This is a genomic window from Rhizobacter sp. P2_D12 (assembly GCF_056404395.1).
Map to the genome: position 1 here is coordinate 1 of NZ_JBFUEB010000122.1, position 17,175 is coordinate 17,175.

Consider the following 17,175-nt stretch of genomic DNA (forward strand, 5'->3'; position numbering starts at 1 on the left):
GCCGGCGGGGTGGGGCGCTTGGAGATCAGGTTGGTCGTCGCCCCGGGCTGGGCCTGGGTCACCGTCGGCGCCACGGCCTTCGGCCGCGCGGCGTAGGCGTTGTTGGGGACGATGCTGGACTTGTTCTCGGACGGGCTGTCATCCTTGCCCCCCTTGGCGGCCGGGGCATTGTGCTGGGCGCGCTCGGCCAGCTGCTTGCGCTGGTCGGGCGGCAGGGCCTTGTAGGCTTCCCATTGCGACTTGCGGTCCTGCGGCGCGACCTGCTGGGCCTCCTTGAAATTCTGGCGCGCCTCGGCGCGCTCCTTGGGGCTCAGCTTGGCCCATTCGGTCATGCGCGATTGCACGCGCTCCTGCTCGGCCGGCGGCAGCGAGTGGAAGCGCCCGGACATTTCGATCCATTTGCGACGCTGGGGTGCGTCGATGCTGCTCCATTCGCGTTGCAGCGGGCGCAGCGCCGTCTGCTGGGCGGGCGTCAGCTGGGCCCAGGCCGGGCTTTCGGGGGGCGCCGGCTTGGCCGCTTGCTGCGACCAGACCGCGCCGCAAAAGGCCAGCAACGCGCCGATCACCAGCGGAGCGACGGCGCGTCGCAGTCCGGAGGCTGTCGGATCCTCGTCAAGGCGTCGAGTCACGAGCGCCTCGTTCAATCGCGGGGGGTTTTCAGGAATTCCACGAAGCCGGGATCGCTGTAGGCGTCCGGCGGCACGTCGTCGGCCAGCAGGCTGGCGTCGATTTCAGCGGCGGCCGAGATCTGCGTGCTGCTGTGCCAGCGCTGGATCACGATCAGGCCGGCGGCCAGTGCGAGCAGCGGCAGCACCGACGCGATCTTGACGCCCCAGCCCCCGAGCAGGGCCAGCGAGGGGCCTGAGCGGGAGACGGTGCCGGCAGTTTCGGCGGCCAGCCGGGTGCGGGCCCGGGCCAGCGCCTGTTCACGCGCGAAGCGCAGGCGCTCGGAAACGTCGGGCGAGGCGGCTTGGGATTGTTCGGTCAGGCGGGCTGCGACGCGCAGTGCGAAGCGGGTCTGCAGGGCGTCCAGTTCGGCCAGGGAGTGCGGTGCGTTGGTGTGGCGGCTGTTCATAGTTCGATTCCCTTCGACTTGAGGGCGTTGGCCAGAGCATGCACGGCACGCGAGCAATGGGTCTTCACGCTTCCTTCCGAGCAACCCATGACAGCGGCTGTCTCGGCAACATCGAGTTCCTCCCAGTAACGCAGCAGGAAGGCTTCCCGTTGACGCGTTGGAAGCTGTTCCACCTGCGCCTCGATGGCAAGCAGGATCTGCGCCCGGGAGACCGAGTCGGACGCACTCTCGGTCGCGGTGGAGTCGCTTTGTGTCGCCAGAGTTTCCAGCAAATCGAAATCCCCGTCATCGCTCGCGGATTCGAAGTCGGAGAAATTGCGCACGACGGCATTGCGGACCTTCTGACGCCGGAAATAGTCCATCGTCGCGTTCGACAGGATGCGCTGGAAGACCAGCGGCAACTCCTCCGCCGGGCGGTCGATGTACTTGTCGGCCAGCCGGATCATCGAATCCTGGACGATGTCGAGGGCGGCATCGTCGTCCCGAACGGCGTACACCACGCGCTTGAAGGCGCGCTTCTCGACGCTCTTGAGGAAATCGGAAAGTTCTTTTTCGGATGCCAAGGGGGATGCGCCTCAGGCCGGCGGGCCTGTCAAAACCGGGCGGATTATCTCACCGGGTGTGGGCATGACATGTTTGGCGGCATCCGGGCACCCAAGCGATGCCATAATCCACCTTTGCACAACATTCTGGTCTTAACTCGGCGATCCGACCCCGGGCGCCGCAGGTTCTGACCGCGCAGGTACCACACCCGCCTCACGAGGGCGCGGAAAGGTGCACCGATGGTTTTTCGTCAGAGAAATTCACAAAGGTTCAACATGGACATGTCTGCCGCGGAAATCAAGCGTGCCGCTTCGGCACAACCGCACCCCCCTTCCTCCCATTCCGCCGAGCCCAACGGTTCGGAAATCCTGGTCCGCTGCCTGCAGGCCGAGAACGTCAAGTTCCTCTGGGGCTACCCCGGCGGCGCCGTTCTGTACATCTACGACGCGCTGTACAAGCAGGACTCGATCGAGCACGTGCTGGTGCGCCACGAACAGGCCGCCATCCATGCCGCCGACGGCTATGCCCGCGCCACCGGCAACGTCGGCGTCGCGCTGGTCACGTCCGGCCCGGGCGTCACGAATGCCGTCACCGGCATCGCGACGGCCTACATGGACTCGATCCCGATGGTGATCATCACCGGCCAGGTGCCGACGCCGGCGATCGGCCTCGATGCCTTCCAGGAGTGCGACACCGTCGGCATCACCCGCCCGATCGTCAAGCACAACTTCCTGGTGAAGGACGTGCGCGACCTGGCGCTGACGCTGAAGAAGGCCTTCCACATCGCCCGCACCGGCCGTCCCGGCCCGGTGGTGGTCGACATCCCGAAGGACGTGTCGCAGAAGACCGCGCCGTTCCACTACCCGCAGAGCGTCGAGATGCGCTCGTACAACCCGGTGCGCAAGGGCCACGGCGGGCAGATCCGCAAGGCCGTGCAGCTGCTGCTGGCGGCGAAGCGCCCCTACATCTACACCGGCGGCGGCGTGGTGCTGGGCAATGCGTCGGCCGAACTGCGCGAGCTGGTCAACCTGCTCGGCTACCCGGTCACCAACACGCTGATGGGGTTGGGCTCGTTCCCGTCCAGCGACCCCAAGTTCCTCGGCATGCTCGGCATGCACGGCACCTACGAAGCCAACATGACGATGCAGAACTGCGACGTCCTGCTGGCGGTCGGTGCGCGCTTCGACGACCGCGTGATCGGCAACCCGAAGCACTTCGCCTCGGTCGAACGCAAGATCGTCCACATCGACATCGACCCGTCGTCGATCTCCAAGCGCGTCAAGGTCGACATTCCGATCGTCGGCGACGTGAAGGACGTGCTGCAGGAGCTGATCGCCCAGGTCCGCGAGGCGCAGGTCAAGCCCGACGTGCCGGCACTGTCGGCCTGGTGGGGTCAGATCAACGAGTGGCGCAAGCGCGAGTGCCTGAGCTACAAGAACAGCACCGAGGTCATCAAGCCGCAGTACGTCGTCGAGACACTGTGGAACCTGACCAAGGACCGCGACACCTACATCACGTCCGACGTCGGCCAGCACCAGATGTGGGCCGCGCAGTTCTACCGCTTCGACGAGCCGCGCCGCTGGATCAACTCCGGTGGCCTGGGCACGATGGGCGTCGGGCTGCCTTATGCGATGGGGATCAAGCTCGCGAAGCCGGAATCCGACGTCTTCTGCATCACCGGCGAAGGCTCGATCCAGATGTGCATCCAGGAGCTGTCGACCTGCCTGCAGTACAAGACGCCGGTCAAGATCGTGTCGCTGAACAACCGCTACCTGGGCATGGTGCGGCAGTGGCAGGAACTCGACTACGGCGGTCGCTATTCGCACAGCTACATGGACGCGCTGCCCAACTTCGTCAAGCTGGCCGAGGCCTATGGCCACGTCGGCCTGCTGGTCGAGAAGCCGTCCGACGTGGAGCCGGCACTGCGCGAGGCGATCAGGCTGAAGGACCGCACGGTGTTCCTCGACGTGCGCACCGATCCGACCGAGAACGTCTGGCCGATGGTTCAGGCCGGCAAGGGCATCAGCGAGATGCTGCTGGGGTCCGAAGACCTGTGATGCACTGAACGCCGGCTAGGGTGGCGCGTTACCGCGCGTCACCGACCGCCGGCGGGAGGTGCAGCAACGGCTTCGGCGATTCTTTCTTCACTCATCGACAAAGCGTGGCCAAGGGGCGCCGGTTACCGCCGCCGGCCTGAAGAGCGCGCTCCAACGAACATGAAACACATCATTGCCTTGTTGCTCGAGAACGAGCCGGGCGCGCTGTCGCGCGTCGTCGCGCTGTTCTCCGCCCGCGGATACAACATCGAGAGCCTGACGGTCGCACCGACCGAGGACGCCTCGCTGTCGCGCATGACCATCGTGACCACCGGGTCGGACGAGGTGATCGAGCAGATCACCAAGCACCTGAACCGGCTGATCGAGGTGGTGAAGGTGGTCGACCTGACCGAGGGCAGCTACACCGAACGCGAGCTGATGCTCATCAAGGTGCGCGCCGTCGGCAAGGAGCGCGAGGAGATGAAGCGCATGGCCGACATCTTCCGCGGCCGCATCATCGACGTCACCGAAAAGAGCTACACCATTGAACTCACGGGCGATGCGTCCAAGCTCGATGCCTTCATCGAGGCCATCGACCGCACCGCCATCCTCGAAACCGTGCGCACCGGCACCAGCGGGATCGGTCGCGGCGAGCGCATCCTGCGCGTCTGATCGTCTCGATCAATCCATTCACCCGCAAGACTGAACTGATTTTTTCTGGAGAAGACCATGAAGGTTTACTACGACAAGGACGCTGACCTGAGCCTGGTGAAGGGCAAGAACGTCACGATCATCGGCTACGGCTCGCAAGGCCATGCGCATGCACAGAACCTGAACGACAGCGGCGTCAAGGTGACGGTCGGCCTGCGCAAGGGTGGCGCCTCGTGGTCCAAGGCCGAGAAGGCCGGCCTGAAGGTGGCGGAGATCGCCGACGCGGTGAAGGCCGCCGACGTGGTGATGATCCTGCTGCCGGACGAGCAGATCGCGTCCGTCTACAAGAACGACGTCGAGCCGCACATCAAGCAGGGCGCATCGCTCGCGTTCGCGCACGGCTTCAACGTGCACTACGGCCAGGTCGTGCCGCGCGCCGACCTCGACGTCTGGATGGTCGCGCCGAAGGCGCCGGGCCACACCGTGCGCTCCACCTACACCCAGGGCGGCGGCGTGCCGCACCTGATCGCGGTCTATGCCGACAAGACCGGCAAGGCGCGCGACCTGGCGCTGTCGTACGCGGCGGCCAACGGCGGCGGCAAGGCCGGCGTGATCGAGACCAACTTCCGCGAAGAGACCGAGACCGACCTGTTCGGCGAGCAGGCCGTGCTGTGCGGTGGCGCGGTCGAGCTGATCAAGGCCGGCTTCGAAACGCTGACCGAGGCTGGCTACGCACCCGAGATGGCCTACTTCGAGTGCCTGCACGAGCTGAAGCTGATCGTCGACCTGATCTACGAAGGCGGCATCGCCAACATGAACTACTCGATCTCGAACAACGCCGAGTACGGCGAGTACGTGACCGGGCCGAAGATCGTGACCGATGAAACCCGCCAAGCGATGCGCCAGGCGCTGAAGGACATCCAGACCGGCGAGTACGCGAAGAGCTTCATCCTCGAGAACCGCGCCGGTGCGCCGACGCTGCTGTCGCGCCGCCGCCTGACGGCCGAGCACCCGATCGAGGTGGTCGGCGAGCAGCTGCGCGCGATGATGCCGTGGATCAAGAAGAACCGCCTGGTCGACCAGTCGAAGAACTGATCGCCACCAGCGAAACGCAGGGGCCGCATGCACGCGCATGCGGCCCTTTTTCACGCCTGTGCTGCGGTATCCTCGCGCGATGAGCATTCCCTTTCCGTGGCTGTCCCGGCCTGTCCCATGAGCGACGACGTGCACGACGGCGACCAACCCCTGGCAGAGGCTGACGAGTTCCCGGTGCGGCGTCGCCGCAAGGGCATCTACATCCTGCCTAACCTGTTCACGCTGGCGGCCTTGTTTGGCGGGTTCTATGCCATCGTGATGGCGATGAACGGCCAGTTCGAGCAGTCGGCGATCGGCATCTTCTGCGCGATGGTGCTCGACAGCCTCGACGGCCGCGTGGCCCGCATGACCAACACGCAGAGCGCGTTCGGCGAGCAGATGGACAGCCTGTCCGACATGGTATCGTTCGGCGCGGCACCGGCGCTGATCGTCTACGAATGGGCGCTGAAGGACCTGGGCAAACCGGGCTGGATCGCGGCCTTCGTCTACTGCTCGTGCGCCGCGCTGCGGCTGGCGCGCTTCAACACCAACCTGAAAGTCGTCGACAAGCGCTTCTTCCAGGGCCTGCCCAGCCCGGCGGCCGCGGCGCTGGTGATGGGCTTCATCTGGCTGATGAACGACCAGGGCTTCATCGTCAGCGAAGAGGGGCCGTGGCTGGTGTGGATGGCGTTCGCCTTCACGCTGTACGCCGGCCTGACGATGGTGACCAACGCACCGTTCTACAGCTTCAAGGACGTCAGCTTCAAGCGCTCGGTGCCCTTCATCGTGATCGTCGCGATCGCACTCGGCATCTCGCTGTTCACCTGGCATCCGCCGCTGGTGTTCTTCGGCCTGTTCGTGATCTACGGGCTGTCGGGCTATGGCGTCTACATCTGGAAGCGGGTGAAGGGCAAGCCGGTCAGCGTGATCGCCACCTCGATGGACGAGCCCGACGAAGAAGGCCTGCACCGATAGGATGACCGCCCCCACGTCGCTGCGCTCCTGCCCCCCGAGGGGGCGCCAGCCGGCTTGAGGCGGCTCGGCGCCGGCCGAGCCGTGCTACATTCGCCACCCATGACGTTCTTCCACGCGATCACGCTAGCGCTAGACCTAGGAGTACCCCGGGTGCGCTGATCGTTCACGTCCATCGTTTTCGTCTCAACGGCCCGATTGCAACCTGCAGCGGGCCGTTTTGCTTTTTGGAGTGCAGGTTGCGTCTCACGACTCTCAAGGGATCGCCATGCTGAAGCAACCGCACACCAAGTACCGCGCCTTTCAACCCGTCGCCTTGCCGGACCGCCGCTGGCCCGATGCCGTGCTGACGCACGCGCCGATCTGGCTCAGCACCGACCTGCGCGACGGCAACCAGGCCTTGATCGAGCCGATGGATGCCCAGCGCAAGCTGCGCATGTTCGAGATGCTGCTGCGCATCGGCTTCAAGGAGATCGAGGTCGGTTTCCCGTCGGCATCGCAGACCGATTTCGACTTCGTGCGGCTGCTGATCGAGCGCAACCTGATTCCCGAGGACGTGACGATCCAGGTGCTGACGCCGGCCCGCGAACCGCTGATCCGCCGCACCTTCGAATCGCTGAAGGGTGCGCGCCGCGCGATCGTGCACCTCTACAACGCCACCGCACCGGGGATGCGCCGCGTCGTGCTCGGGCTGGACGAGGACGGTGTGGTCGAGCTGGCCGCCTCGCATGCACGCGTCTTCAACGCCTGCGCGGCCGAGCAACCCGGCACCGACTGGCGCTTCGAATACTCGCCGGAGACCTTCTCCGACACCGAGCTGCCGTTCGCGAAGCGGGTGGTCGATGCCGTCACCGCGGTGTGGCAACCGACCCCCGAACGCAAGTGCATCATCAACCTGCCCACCACGATCGAGCGCTGCACGCCGAACGTGTTCGCCGACATGGTCGAGTGGATGCACCGCCACCTGGCGCGCCGCGATGCGATCGTGCTGTCGGTGCATCCGCACAACGATCGCGGCACCGGCACCGCAACCGGCGAGCTGGCATTGATGGCGGGTGCCGACCGCATCGAAGGCTGCCTGTTCGGCAACGGCGAGCGCACCGGCAACGTCGACCTGGTCAACATCGCGCTGAACCTGTACACGCAAGGCATCTCGCCCGGCCTCGATTTCTCGGACATCGACGAGGTGCGACGCTGCGTCGAGCACTGCAACCAGCTGCCGGTTCACCCCCGCCACCCGTACGCCGGCGAGCTGGTCTACACCTCGTTCTCCGGTTCGCACCAGGACGCGATCAAGAAGGCCTTCGCGCAGCGCCAGCCGACCGACATGTGGGACGTGCCCTACCTGCCGATCGACCCGGCCGACCTGGGCCGCAGCTACGACGCGGTGATCCGCGTCAACAGCCAGTCGGGCAAGGGCGGCGTGTCGTACCTGCTCGAGACCGAGTACGGCGTCGAGCTGCCGCGCCGGCTGCAGATCGAGTTCAGCGGCGTCGTGCAGCGCGTGATGGACGACAGCGGCAAGGAGCAGAGCGCGGCCGACCTGTGGCGGATCTTCCGTGCCGAATACGGGCTCGACGAGCCGGGCGTCTCGCGGCTGCAGGCCCCGGTGATCAGCGCGGCGGCCGATGGGGCCGTCCACCTGTCGGGCGCCGTGCGTGTCGGCGACCGCACGCTGCTGCTGAAGGCCGACGGCACCGGCCCGATCGACGCCTATGTCACCGCACTGAACCAGCACCTGGCGGCGCCGGTGCGCGTGCTCGACTACCACGAGCACGCGATCGGCAGCGGAGCCGATGCGCGGGCCGCGGCCTACCTGGAGCTGCGCGTGGGCGACGCGACGACGCTGTTCGGCGTCGGCATCGACGCCAACATCGTCTCTGCATCGTTGAAGGCCATCGTGTCGGGGCTGCAGCGCGCACTGCGGCGCGGCGAGCTGGCCTTCAAGGCGGCCGAGCTCGCCTAAGATCCGTCCAGACCCCGAACCGAGGAGCGACCCATGACCGACAAACTGATCATTTTCGACACCACCTTGCGCGACGGCGAGCAGTCGCCCGGCGCCTCGATGACCAAGGACGAGAAGCTGCGCATCGCGCGGCAGCTCGAGCGGCTGAAGGTCGACGTGATCGAAGCCGGTTTCGCGGCCTCCTCGAACGGCGATTTCGAGGCGGTGAAGGCGATCGCGCAGGCGGTGAAGGACAGCACGGTGTGCTCGCTGGCGCGCGCCAACGACCGCGACATCTCGCGCGCGGCCGAGGCGCTGCAGGGCGGGGCGTCGACGCGCATCCACCTGTTCCTCGCCACCAGCGCGCTGCACATGGAGAAGAAGCTGCGCATGACGCCGGACCAGGTGTTCGAGCAGGCGAAGCTGTCGACGCGATTCGCGCGCAACCTGAGCGGCGACGTCGAGTTCTCGCCGGAAGACGGCTACCGCTCCGACCCCGACTTCCTGTGCCGGGTGCTCGAGGCGGTGATCGCCGAAGGCGCGACGACGATCAACATCCCCGACACCGTCGGCTACGCGATCCCCGAGCTGTACGGCAACTTCATCCTCGACCTGCGCCAACGCATCCCGAACGCCGACAAGGCGGTGTGGTCGGTGCACTGCCACAACGACCTCGGCATGGCCGTGGCCAACTCGCTGGCCGGCGTCAAGATCGGCGGTGCGCGCCAGGTCGAGTGCACGATCAACGGGCTGGGCGAGCGTGCCGGCAACAGCTCGCTCGAAGAGATCGTGATGGCGGTGAAGACGCGGCGCGACTACTTCGGCCTCAGCCTGGGCATCGACGCGACGCAGATCGTGCCGGCCTCGCGCCTGGTGTCGCAGACCACCGGCTTCGTCGTGCAGCCGAACAAGGCGGTGGTCGGTGCGAACGCCTTCGCGCATGCGTCGGGCATCCACCAGGACGGCGTGCTGAAGGCACGCGACACCTACGAGATCATGCGGGCCGAAGACGTGGGCTGGGCGGCCAACAAGATCGTGCTGGGCAAGCTGTCGGGGCGCAACGCCTTCAAGCAGCGCTTGCAGGAACTCGGCATCCAGATGGAATCCGAGGCCGAGGTGAATGCCGCGTTCGCCAAGTTCAAGGAACTGGCCGACCGCAAGAGCGACATCTTCGACGAGGACATCCTCGCACTGGTGATGGACGAGGCGGTGACGGCCGAGAGCGAGCATTTCCGCTTGCTGGCGCTGTCGCAGCACTCCGAGATGGGCGAGCGGCCGCACGCCAAGGTGGCGTTCTCGGCCGGTGCCGTCGAGCACCATGCCGAGAGCGACGGCAACGGCCCGGTCGATGCCAGTTTGAAGGCCATCGAGTCCAAGCTCCAAAGTGGCGCCGAAATGCTGCTCTATTCGGTCAATGCCATCACCTCGGGCAGCACAGAATCTCAAGGTGAGGTGACGGTACGGCTGCAACATGGTGGACGCGTCGTCAACGGAGTCGGGTCTGATCCGGACATCGTGGTGGCTTCGGCCAAGGCTTACCTCGCAGCCCTCAACAAGTTGCACAGCAAGAGCGAGCGCGTCGCCGCCCAGGGTTAGGGAAGTTGCCAAATCGGTCACAAACCTGACAAACCCTAAGGTACCTATGGAGAAAGGGCGCGTAAGTTTTTGATCTTGCGCGCTTTTTTTCTTTCACCTACACTCGCGCCAGCGGCTGTCAAGGGGTTGTTGTGGCAAAAATGATGCAAGTTTCGGTGTCGACGGTGGTTCGTGGTCTGATCACGTTGATCACTGCAATTGCACTCCCGTTGGCCGCAGTTGCCGCGGATGGCTCGGTCAAGCCGGCCAAGCGCAAGGTCGCCACCACCGCCAAGGCCACGTCGGTGAAGGCCAAGGCCCGCAGCGGCAAGCGCATCCGCACCGTTGCCTACGTCCCGGCGCGCCCCTCGTTCGGCCAGATCGCCGGCCTGCACGGCACGGCCGATGCGCTGGAGCTGAAATCCAGCGTCGCCCTGGTGATGGACCAGGACACCAACGAAATCCTGTTCAGCAAGAACCCGCAGGCGGTGCTGCCGATCGCATCGCTGACCAAGCTGATGACCGCGGTCGTCGTCACCGACGCGCAGTTGCCGCTGGACGAGACGCTGACGATCACGCAGGATGACATCGACACCGAGAAGGGCAGCCGCTCGCGCCTGGCCGTCGGTACCCAGCTGACGCGCGAAGAGATGCTGCACCTGGCGCTGATGTCGTCCGAGAACCGTGCCGCCCACGCGCTCGGTCGCCACTATCCCGGCGGTCTCGATGCCTTCGTCGCGGCGATGAACCGCAAGGCGCAGGAACTCGGCATGAACGACACCCACTACGTCGAGCCGACCGGCCTGTCGAGCCGCAACCAGTCGAGCGCGCAAGACCTGGCGGTGCTGGTCAAGGAAGCCGGCAGCCGCCCGCTGATCAGCGAGCTGTCGACCTCGCCGGAATACCAGGTGATGGTGGGTCGCCGCATGCAGGCCTTCCACACCACCAACGGCCTGGTGCGCAGCCCCGAGTGGGACATCAACGTGCAGAAGACGGGCTACATCTCCGAAGCCGGGCGTTGCCTGGTGATGCAGGCCAAGCTGGCCGGCCGCAAGCTGATCATGGTGTTCCTGGATTCGGCCGGCAAGTATTCGCGCATCGGCGACGCCGAGCGCGTGCGCCGCTGGGTCAACCAGCTGGCACCGGTTCCGGCCGCCGTGCCGGCGACAGTGGCGCACGAGGCGCCGAAGCTGACCTCCTGAGGCCGCAAGCGGCCCGCGCGACCCACCGTCGCGCAATCCCATGCCGCTGAGCGGCGGCATGGAACGCATGTCCCCCGAGCCGTCACTCAGGTGCTCCACGACGGGGACGGCACGTGACAACGACGATCCAGGTTGACGGCGGCACCGTGCCGCCCGTTCGGGCAAGGCGCTTGTTCCGGCCTGCCGTGCTGTGTGGTCCCGGCAGCTTGTCGCCAGCGGACCGAGCCGCCATCCGGGCCGTGTCCGGGCCTCGCCCCGGCCGTTTCACCATCGAGCTGGCGATCAACTGGGCCTGGATCGCGGCCATCATGGCCGTGGGCGTCCTGGCCGACCAGGGTGCGGTCACGCTGCTGTGCGTCGCGCTGATCGGCGTGCGGCAGGTGGTGTTCGGCCTGCTGATGCACGAGCAGGTGCACCGGCTGGGGTGGCGCGGGAAGTACGGTGACTGGTGGGTCAACCTGCTGGCGGTCTACCCGCTCTTCGCGACCACGGTCGAAGCCTATGCCCGGGTGCACCTGTCGCATCACCGGCACTTCATGACCGGCGCGGACCCGGATTTCATCCGCAAGTCGGGGGCCGACTGGATGCTGCCGCTCGGGGTCAGGCGATGGATGGGCCTGCTGGCGCGCGACCTCACCGGAGTGAACACCTTGCGGCTGATCCGTGGCAAGGCGGGCACGGGCATCCAGGCGTTCGACAGGCCTCATCCGTCACCGCGCTGGCTGCGCGTCGCCTTCTACGCCGCCTCTGCGGCGGCGCTCACGGCCGTACAGGGCTGGACGGTGTTCCTCGTCTACTGGGTCGTGCCGCTCCTCTCGATCACGCAGGTCGGCGTGCGGTGGATCGCGCTGATCGAGCACGAGTACAACGTCGAAGGCGCGACGGTCCACGAGGTCACGCCCTTGGTCCTGCCGACCTGGTGGCAACGCGTGCTGTTTCYGGACCTCAACTTCTCGATGCACGTCTACCACCATCTCCACCCGGGCGTGTCCTTCTCGCAGCTGCCGAAGCTGCACCGCATCTACCAGCGGGCCGGACAGCTCGACGAGACGGCGATCTTCCGCGGCCAGGGCGCGTTCGTGGCGTTCCTGCTGGGACGTGGCGGACCGTGAACGCTGGCGTCAGCCGCGGTGGCCCAGTGCCGCCGAGATCTGCGAGGCCGTGGCCTTCAGCCGCTCGAGCCAGCCTTCTTCCAGCCGGTCCGCCGGCGCCGAGATCGACAGGCCGGCCACCAGCTTGCCCTGGTCGTCCAGGATGYCGGCGGCCATGCAGCGCACGCCCAGTTCCAGTTCCTCATCGTCGCGCGCGGTGCCGTACTGCAGCACCTTCGACAGCTCGCGCTCCAGCGTCGCGACCTCGGTGATGCTGTTGCGCGTGTGTCCGGCCAGGCCGGTGCGGGTGGCATAGGCGCGCACGCGTTGCGGGTCGTCATGGGCCAGGAACAGCTTGCCCACCGAGGTCAGGTGCAACGGGGCACGCCCGCCGACCGCCCGCACCACCTGCATGCCCGAGCGCTCGCTGTAGGTTCGCTCGATGTAGACGATCTCGTCGCCCTGGCGCATCGACAGGTTCACCGGCTGGTGCGTCAGCTTGTGCAGCTCGCGCATCGGGCCCAGCGCCGCGTCGCGCACGTCCAGCCGCGCCTTCACCAGGTTGCCCAGTTCCAGCAGCCGCATCCCCAGCCGGTAGCTGCCGGCCTCCGGACGATCCACATAGCGGCCGACGGTCAGGTCGTTCAGGATGCGGTGCGCGGTCGACGGGTGCAGCCCGGTCTGCTCGCTGATGAACTTCAGCGACACCGGATCCTGGTGCGACGCCAGCAGGTCGAGCAGCGAGAACATGCGCTCCAGCACCTGGATGGCGGGGGTCTGACCCTCTTTGCTTTTCATCGCGGCATCTCATGTTCAGTGGGTCGCCATTTTGCATGGCGAAAACTCCATTGACCAGTGCCGTGCCGCTTTGCGCCAGGGTTCAGCGGCCTTTCCAGTGCGTGCGCGCGGCGATCCACAGCTTGCGGATCGGCGTCAGCGACACCCGCTGGTGCAGCACCTGGAAACCGCCGGCCTCGATCTCGCGCAGCAGCGTGCGGTAGATGTTGGCCATCATCAGCCCGGGTTTCTGCGCCTGGCGGTCGGCCTCGGGCAACAGCGCGAAGGCCTCGTCGTAGCAGCGGTGGGCACGCTCGGCCTGGAAGCGCATCAGGGCCGTGAAGCGCTCGCTGTAGCCCCACGGGGCCGTGCGCTTGAGCAGCTCGTGCGCCTTGACGTCGAACTGCTGCAGCTCGGAGATCGGGAGGTAGATGCGCCCGCGGCGGGCATCGTCGCCGACGTCGCGGATGATGTTGGTCAGCTGCATCGCGAGGCCCAGCTTGTGGGCGTACTGCAACGTCTGTTCGGAGGTGCGGCCGAAGATGCTGGACGCCACCTCGCCGACGATGCCCGCCACCAGGTGGCAGTAGCGCTGCAGCCCGGGGTAGTCGAGGTAGCGCGATTGCTCGAGATCCATCTGGCAGCCGTCGATCACGCCGTTCAGGTGGTCGAGCCGGATGCCGAACTCGGCCGCGTGCGGCATCAGCGCCTGCATCACCGGGTGGCTGGCGGTGCCGGCGAAGGCGCTCGCGGCCTCCTTGCGCCACCACGCGAGCTTGGTGGCCGCGACGCCCGGGTCCTGCACTTCGTCGACGACGTCGTCCACCTCGCGGCAAAAGGCGTAGAACGCCGTGATCGCGGCGCGGCGCGGCGGCGGCAGGAACAGGAAGGCGTAGTAGAAGCTCGAGCCGCTCTTGGCGGCCTTGTCCTGCACGTATTGCTGGGGCGTCATTGTCGGGTGGGCTCGGATCAGCGCGCATTGTCGCTGCGTCCGACCTGCAACATGGTTTGACACCCTGGGTTGACCCGAATACATTACTGACCGGTCAGTCAGTTGCGCGTTAACTGACGTCTCCCACTCCGTTCCCGATGAGGATTCCGATGCGATCCACGCTGTTCATTGCCCTGGCCGGCGCGGCCCTGCTGGCTGCCTGCTCCAAGACCGAACCCGCCGCCGAGCCGGTGCGCGCCGTGCGGACGCTGACCGTCGCCAACGGCGCTGCCGGCGGCACGCGCGAGTACGCCGCCGAGATCAAGGCCCGCACCGAGTCGCGCCTGGGCTTCCGGGTCGGCGGCAAGATCACGCGCCGGCTCGCCAACGTGGGCGACACGGTGAAGGCGGGCCAGGTGCTGGCGCAGCTGGATCCGCAGGACCTGAAGCTGGCGCAGGAATCGGCACGCGCCGCGCTGTCGGCCGCGCAGACCAACCTCGACCTCGCGAACGCCGACTACAAGCGCTACAAGGACCTGCGCGACCAGGGCTTCATCAGCTCGGCCGAGCTGGAGCGCCGCGACACCACGCTGAAGTCCGCCCAGGCCCAGTTCGACCAGGCGCGTGCGCAGGCGGGCGTGCAGGGTAACCAGGCGGCGTATGCCTCGCTGGTGGCCGATGCCAACGGCGTGATCACCGGCGTGGACGCCGAGGCGGGCATGGTGGTGGCGGCCGGTTCGTCGGTCGTGCGGCTGGCGCAGGACGGCCCGCGCGACGTGGTGTTCTCGGTGCCCGAGGACCACGTCACCGACCTGCGTGCGCTGGCGCGCCAGCCCGGCGCGCTGAAAGTGAAGCTGTGGGGCAGCGACCAGGCCGTGACGGCCTCGATCCGCGAGGTGGCCGCCGCCGCCGACGTGACGACGCGCACCTTCCAGATCAAGGCCGACATCGGCGCGCTGCCGGCGCGGCTCGGTCAGACCGCGACGGTGCTGGTCGAGCTGCCGCAGCAGTCGAACGTCGTGCGCCTGCCGCTTGCCGCCGTGACCGAGCTGCAGGGCCGCACGGCCGTGTGGTTGGTCGACAAGAACGACAAGGGCGTGATGGTCGTCAAGGCGCAGCCGATCCAGGTGGCTGGTGCCGACGGCAACACCGTGGTGGTCGCCGGTGGCCTGGCGCCCGGGCAGGTGGTCGTCACCGCGGGCGTGCACGTGCTGTCGCCCGGCCAGYAGGTGAAGCTGTACGTCGAGCCGACGGCGCAAGGCGGGAACCCGGCTGCACTGGCGGCTCCCGCCAGCGCGGCGTCCCGTTGAGCCACCGAGCGCCGAGGCCATCCGCATGAGCAGCCAAGACACCCACGACGCGCCGACGTCGCGTTTCAACATCTCCCGCTGGGCGCTGGAGCACCAGCCGCTGACGCGCTACCTGATGGTGGTGCTGATGGTGCTGGGCTTCGTCGCCTACTTCCAGCTGGGCCAGGACGAAGACCCGCCGTTCACCTTCCGTGCGATGGTCGTGCAGGCCTTCTGGCCCGGCGCCACCGCGCAGCAGATGGCCGAGCAGGTGACGGACAAGATCGAGAAGACGCTGCAGGAGGCGCCTTACACCGACAAGATCCGCAGCTACACCAAGCCGGGCGAATCGCTGACCATCTTCCAGATCAAGGACAGCTCGCCGCCGAAGGAAGTCGGCAACGTCTGGTACCAGACGCGCAAGAAGATCGGCGACATGCGCTCGACGCTGCCATCCGGCGTGATCGGCCCGGTCTTCAACGACGAGTTCGGCGACGTCTACGGCTCGATCTTCTCGCTGTCGGCCGACGGCTTCACCTACGAAGAGCTGCGCCAGCGTGCCGAAGAGGTGCGCCAGAAGCTGCTGAAGGTGCCCGACGTCGCCAAGGTGCAGGTGTTCGGTGCGCAGCCCGAGAAGATCTTCATCGAGATCTCGCAGAAGCGCCTGGCCTCGCTGGGGCTGGACTTCAACCAGGTGATCTCGCAGCTGGGCGCGCAGAACGCGGTCGAAGGCGCCGGCGTGCTGAACGCCGGCAGCGACAACCTGCAGGTGCGCGTCGGCGGGCAGTTCAACTCGGTCGACGAGCTGAAGGCGTTTCCGATCCGGGCCACCAACCCCACCACCGGCCAGGCCAGCACGCTGCGCCTGTCGGACATCGCGACCATCAAGCGCGACTACGTCGACCCGCCGTCGGTGAAGGTGCGCCACCAGGGCCACGAGGTCATCGCGCTGGGCATCTCGATGGCCAAGGGCGGCGACATCATCGAGCTCGGCAAGCAGCTGAAGGTGCGCGTCACGCAGATCCAGAAAGAGCTGCCGATCGGCATCGAGCTGTCGCAGATCCAGGACCAGCCGTCGGCCGTGACCACCTCGGTGGGTGAATTCGTGCACGTGCTGATCGAGGCCATCGTCGTGGTGCTCGCGGTCAGCTTCATCAGCCTGGGCCTGCACACCAAGCCGCTGCGCATCGACGTGTGGCCGGGCCTGGTGGTGGGCATCACCATCCCGCTGGTGCTCGCGATCACCTTCGTGACGATGTTCTACTGGGGCGTCGGGCTGCACAAGATCTCGCTCGGCTCGCTGATCATCGCGCTCGGCCTGCTGGTCGACGACGCGATCATCTCGGTCGAGATGATGGTGCGCAAGCTCGAAGAGGGCTACGACAAGATGCGCGCGGCGACCTTCGCGTACGACGTCACCGCGATGCCCATGCTGACCGGCACGCTGATCACGGCCACCGGCTTCCTGCCGATCGGCATGGCCAAGTCGACGGTGGGCGAGTACACCTTCGCGATCTTCGCGGTGACCACCGCGGCGCTGCTGATCTCGTGGGTGGTGTCGGTGTACTTCGTGCCTTATCTCGGCGCCAAGCTGCTGCACAGCAAGCCCAGGGTGCACGAGGGAGAGCAGGCGCACGAGCTGTTCGACACGCCGTTCTACACGCGCTTTCGCGGCGCGGTGAACTGGTGCGTGAAGCACCGCTGGATCACCATCGGCCTGACCATCGGCACCTTCGTGCTGGGCCTGGCCGGCATGGGCAAGGTCCAGCAGCAGTTCTTCCCCGATTCGAGCCGGCCCGAGATCCTGGTCGACCTGTGGCTGCCCGAAGGTGCGACCATCCAGGCGAGCGAGGAACTGGCCAAGCGCTTCGAGGCGCGCATGCTGAAGGAGCCGGGCGTCGTCGACGTGTCGATCTGGGTCGGCAGCGGCGTGCCGCGCTTCTACCTGCCGCTGGACCAGATCTTCCCGCAGACCAACGTGAGCCAGGTGATCCTGATCCCGAAGGACCTGAAG

15 protein-coding genes are annotated in these 17,175 nt (G+C 66.7%); 10 read left to right on the forward strand and 5 right to left on the reverse strand.

The window, feature by feature from the left end; genetic code table 11:
* From AC1DYN_RS27610 to AC1DYN_RS27620, 3 genes are all read right to left on the reverse strand, one after another.
* On the reverse strand, nt 1–644 hold a 644-nt coding region (locus AC1DYN_RS27610), incomplete at its 3' end, for a DUF3106 domain-containing protein (RefSeq protein WP_477965112.1).
* Complete coding sequence (locus tag AC1DYN_RS27615) at nt 641–1,075, reverse strand: DUF3619 family protein (RefSeq protein ID WP_477965114.1); 435 nt, start codon at nt 1,073–1,075, stop codon at nt 641–643. The genes AC1DYN_RS27615 and AC1DYN_RS27610, both read right to left, overlap by 4 nt.
* Nucleotides 1,072–1,638, reverse strand: coding sequence for an RNA polymerase sigma factor (locus AC1DYN_RS27620; protein WP_477965116.1), 567 nt, complete (start codon nt 1,636–1,638; stop codon nt 1,072–1,074). Before AC1DYN_RS27620 ends, AC1DYN_RS27615 begins: the two co-directional genes overlap by 4 nt.
* A gap of 255 nt (nt 1,639–1,893) precedes the next feature.
* Between AC1DYN_RS27620 and AC1DYN_RS27625 the strand changes: the two genes are divergently transcribed.
* The 8 genes from AC1DYN_RS27625 (at nt 1,894) to AC1DYN_RS27660 (ending at nt 12,185) form a co-directional block, all read left to right on the forward strand.
* Nucleotides 1,894–3,675, forward strand: a complete 1,782-nt coding sequence (locus tag AC1DYN_RS27625; RefSeq protein WP_477965118.1) for an acetolactate synthase 3 catalytic subunit — start codon at nt 1,894–1,896, stop codon at nt 3,673–3,675.
* A 159-nt stretch (nt 3,676–3,834) separates the two neighbouring features.
* Complete coding sequence (gene ilvN, locus AC1DYN_RS27630; protein ID WP_477965120.1) at nt 3,835–4,326, forward strand: acetolactate synthase small subunit; 492 nt, start codon at nt 3,835–3,837, stop codon at nt 4,324–4,326.
* Between the two features lie 57 nt (nt 4,327–4,383).
* Nucleotides 4,384–5,400, forward strand: coding sequence for a ketol-acid reductoisomerase (ilvC, locus tag AC1DYN_RS27635; RefSeq protein WP_047511841.1), 1,017 nt, complete (start codon nt 4,384–4,386; stop codon nt 5,398–5,400).
* A 129-nt stretch (nt 5,401–5,529) separates the two neighbouring features.
* Nucleotides 5,530–6,354: a CDP-diacylglycerol--serine O-phosphatidyltransferase gene (gene pssA / locus AC1DYN_RS27640; protein ID WP_477965138.1), complete on the forward strand. Its 825-nt coding sequence runs from the start codon at nt 5,530–5,532 to the stop codon at nt 6,352–6,354.
* A gap of 265 nt (nt 6,355–6,619) precedes the next feature.
* A complete protein-coding gene (gene leuA, locus AC1DYN_RS27645) occupies nt 6,620–8,317 on the forward strand; it encodes a 2-isopropylmalate synthase (protein WP_477965122.1) in 1,698 nt (565 codons plus the stop codon).
* Nucleotides 8,318–8,350: 33 nt separating this feature from the next.
* A complete protein-coding gene (locus AC1DYN_RS27650) occupies nt 8,351–9,892 on the forward strand; it encodes a 2-isopropylmalate synthase (protein ID WP_477965124.1) in 1,542 nt (513 codons plus the stop codon).
* A 143-nt stretch (nt 9,893–10,035) separates the two neighbouring features.
* On the forward strand, nt 10,036–11,073 hold the full coding sequence (pbpG, locus tag AC1DYN_RS27655) for a D-alanyl-D-alanine endopeptidase (protein WP_477965126.1): 1,038 nt from the start codon (nt 10,036–10,038) through the stop codon (nt 11,071–11,073).
* A 113-nt stretch (nt 11,074–11,186) separates the two neighbouring features.
* On the forward strand, nt 11,187–12,185 hold the full coding sequence (locus AC1DYN_RS27660; protein WP_477965128.1) for a fatty acid desaturase family protein: 999 nt from the start codon (nt 11,187–11,189) through the stop codon (nt 12,183–12,185).
* 9 nt (nt 12,186–12,194) lie between these two features.
* Here AC1DYN_RS27660 and AC1DYN_RS27665 read toward each other — a convergent pair whose 3' ends face one another.
* Nucleotides 12,195–12,962, reverse strand: coding sequence for an IclR family transcriptional regulator (locus AC1DYN_RS27665; RefSeq protein ID WP_477965130.1), 768 nt, complete (start codon nt 12,960–12,962; stop codon nt 12,195–12,197).
* Nucleotides 12,963–13,044: 82 nt separating this feature from the next.
* A complete protein-coding gene (gene hpnD, locus AC1DYN_RS27670; RefSeq protein WP_477965132.1) occupies nt 13,045–13,893 on the reverse strand; it encodes a presqualene diphosphate synthase HpnD in 849 nt (282 codons plus the stop codon).
* Between the two features lie 149 nt (nt 13,894–14,042).
* Between hpnD and AC1DYN_RS27675 the strand changes: the two genes are divergently transcribed.
* Both AC1DYN_RS27675 and AC1DYN_RS27680 read left to right on the forward strand, forming a co-directional pair.
* Nucleotides 14,043–15,182: an efflux RND transporter periplasmic adaptor subunit gene (locus tag AC1DYN_RS27675; RefSeq protein ID WP_477965134.1), complete on the forward strand. Its 1,140-nt coding sequence runs from the start codon at nt 14,043–14,045 to the stop codon at nt 15,180–15,182.
* 25 nt (nt 15,183–15,207) lie between these two features.
* Nucleotides 15,208–17,175: efflux RND transporter permease subunit (locus AC1DYN_RS27680; protein ID WP_477965136.1), on the forward strand; the 1,968-nt coding region annotated here is incomplete at its 3' end.

What these genes read in the sequence shown, in the direction of transcription:
- leuA (WP_477965122.1), top strand. Translation starts at nt 6,620, where the DNA reads ATGCTGAAGCAACCGCACACCAAGTACCGCGCCTTTCAACCCGTCGCC.
- ilvC (WP_047511841.1), top strand. Translation starts at nt 4,384, where the DNA reads ATGAAGGTTTACTACGACAAGGACGCTGACCTGAGCCTGGTGAAGGGC.
- AC1DYN_RS27650 (WP_477965124.1), top strand. Translation starts at nt 8,351, where the DNA reads ATGACCGACAAACTGATCATTTTCGACACCACCTTGCGCGACGGCGAG.
- AC1DYN_RS27615 (WP_477965114.1), bottom strand. Translation starts at nt 1,075, where the DNA reads ATGAACAGCCGCCACACCAACGCACCGCACTCCCTGGCCGAACTGGAC.
- AC1DYN_RS27625 (WP_477965118.1), top strand. Translation starts at nt 1,894, where the DNA reads ATGGACATGTCTGCCGCGGAAATCAAGCGTGCCGCTTCGGCACAACCG.
- ilvN (WP_477965120.1), top strand. Translation starts at nt 3,835, where the DNA reads ATGAAACACATCATTGCCTTGTTGCTCGAGAACGAGCCGGGCGCGCTG.
- pbpG (WP_477965126.1), top strand. Translation starts at nt 10,036, where the DNA reads ATGCAAGTTTCGGTGTCGACGGTGGTTCGTGGTCTGATCACGTTGATC.
- hpnD (WP_477965132.1), bottom strand. Translation starts at nt 13,893, where the DNA reads ATGACGCCCCAGCAATACGTGCAGGACAAGGCCGCCAAGAGCGGCTCG.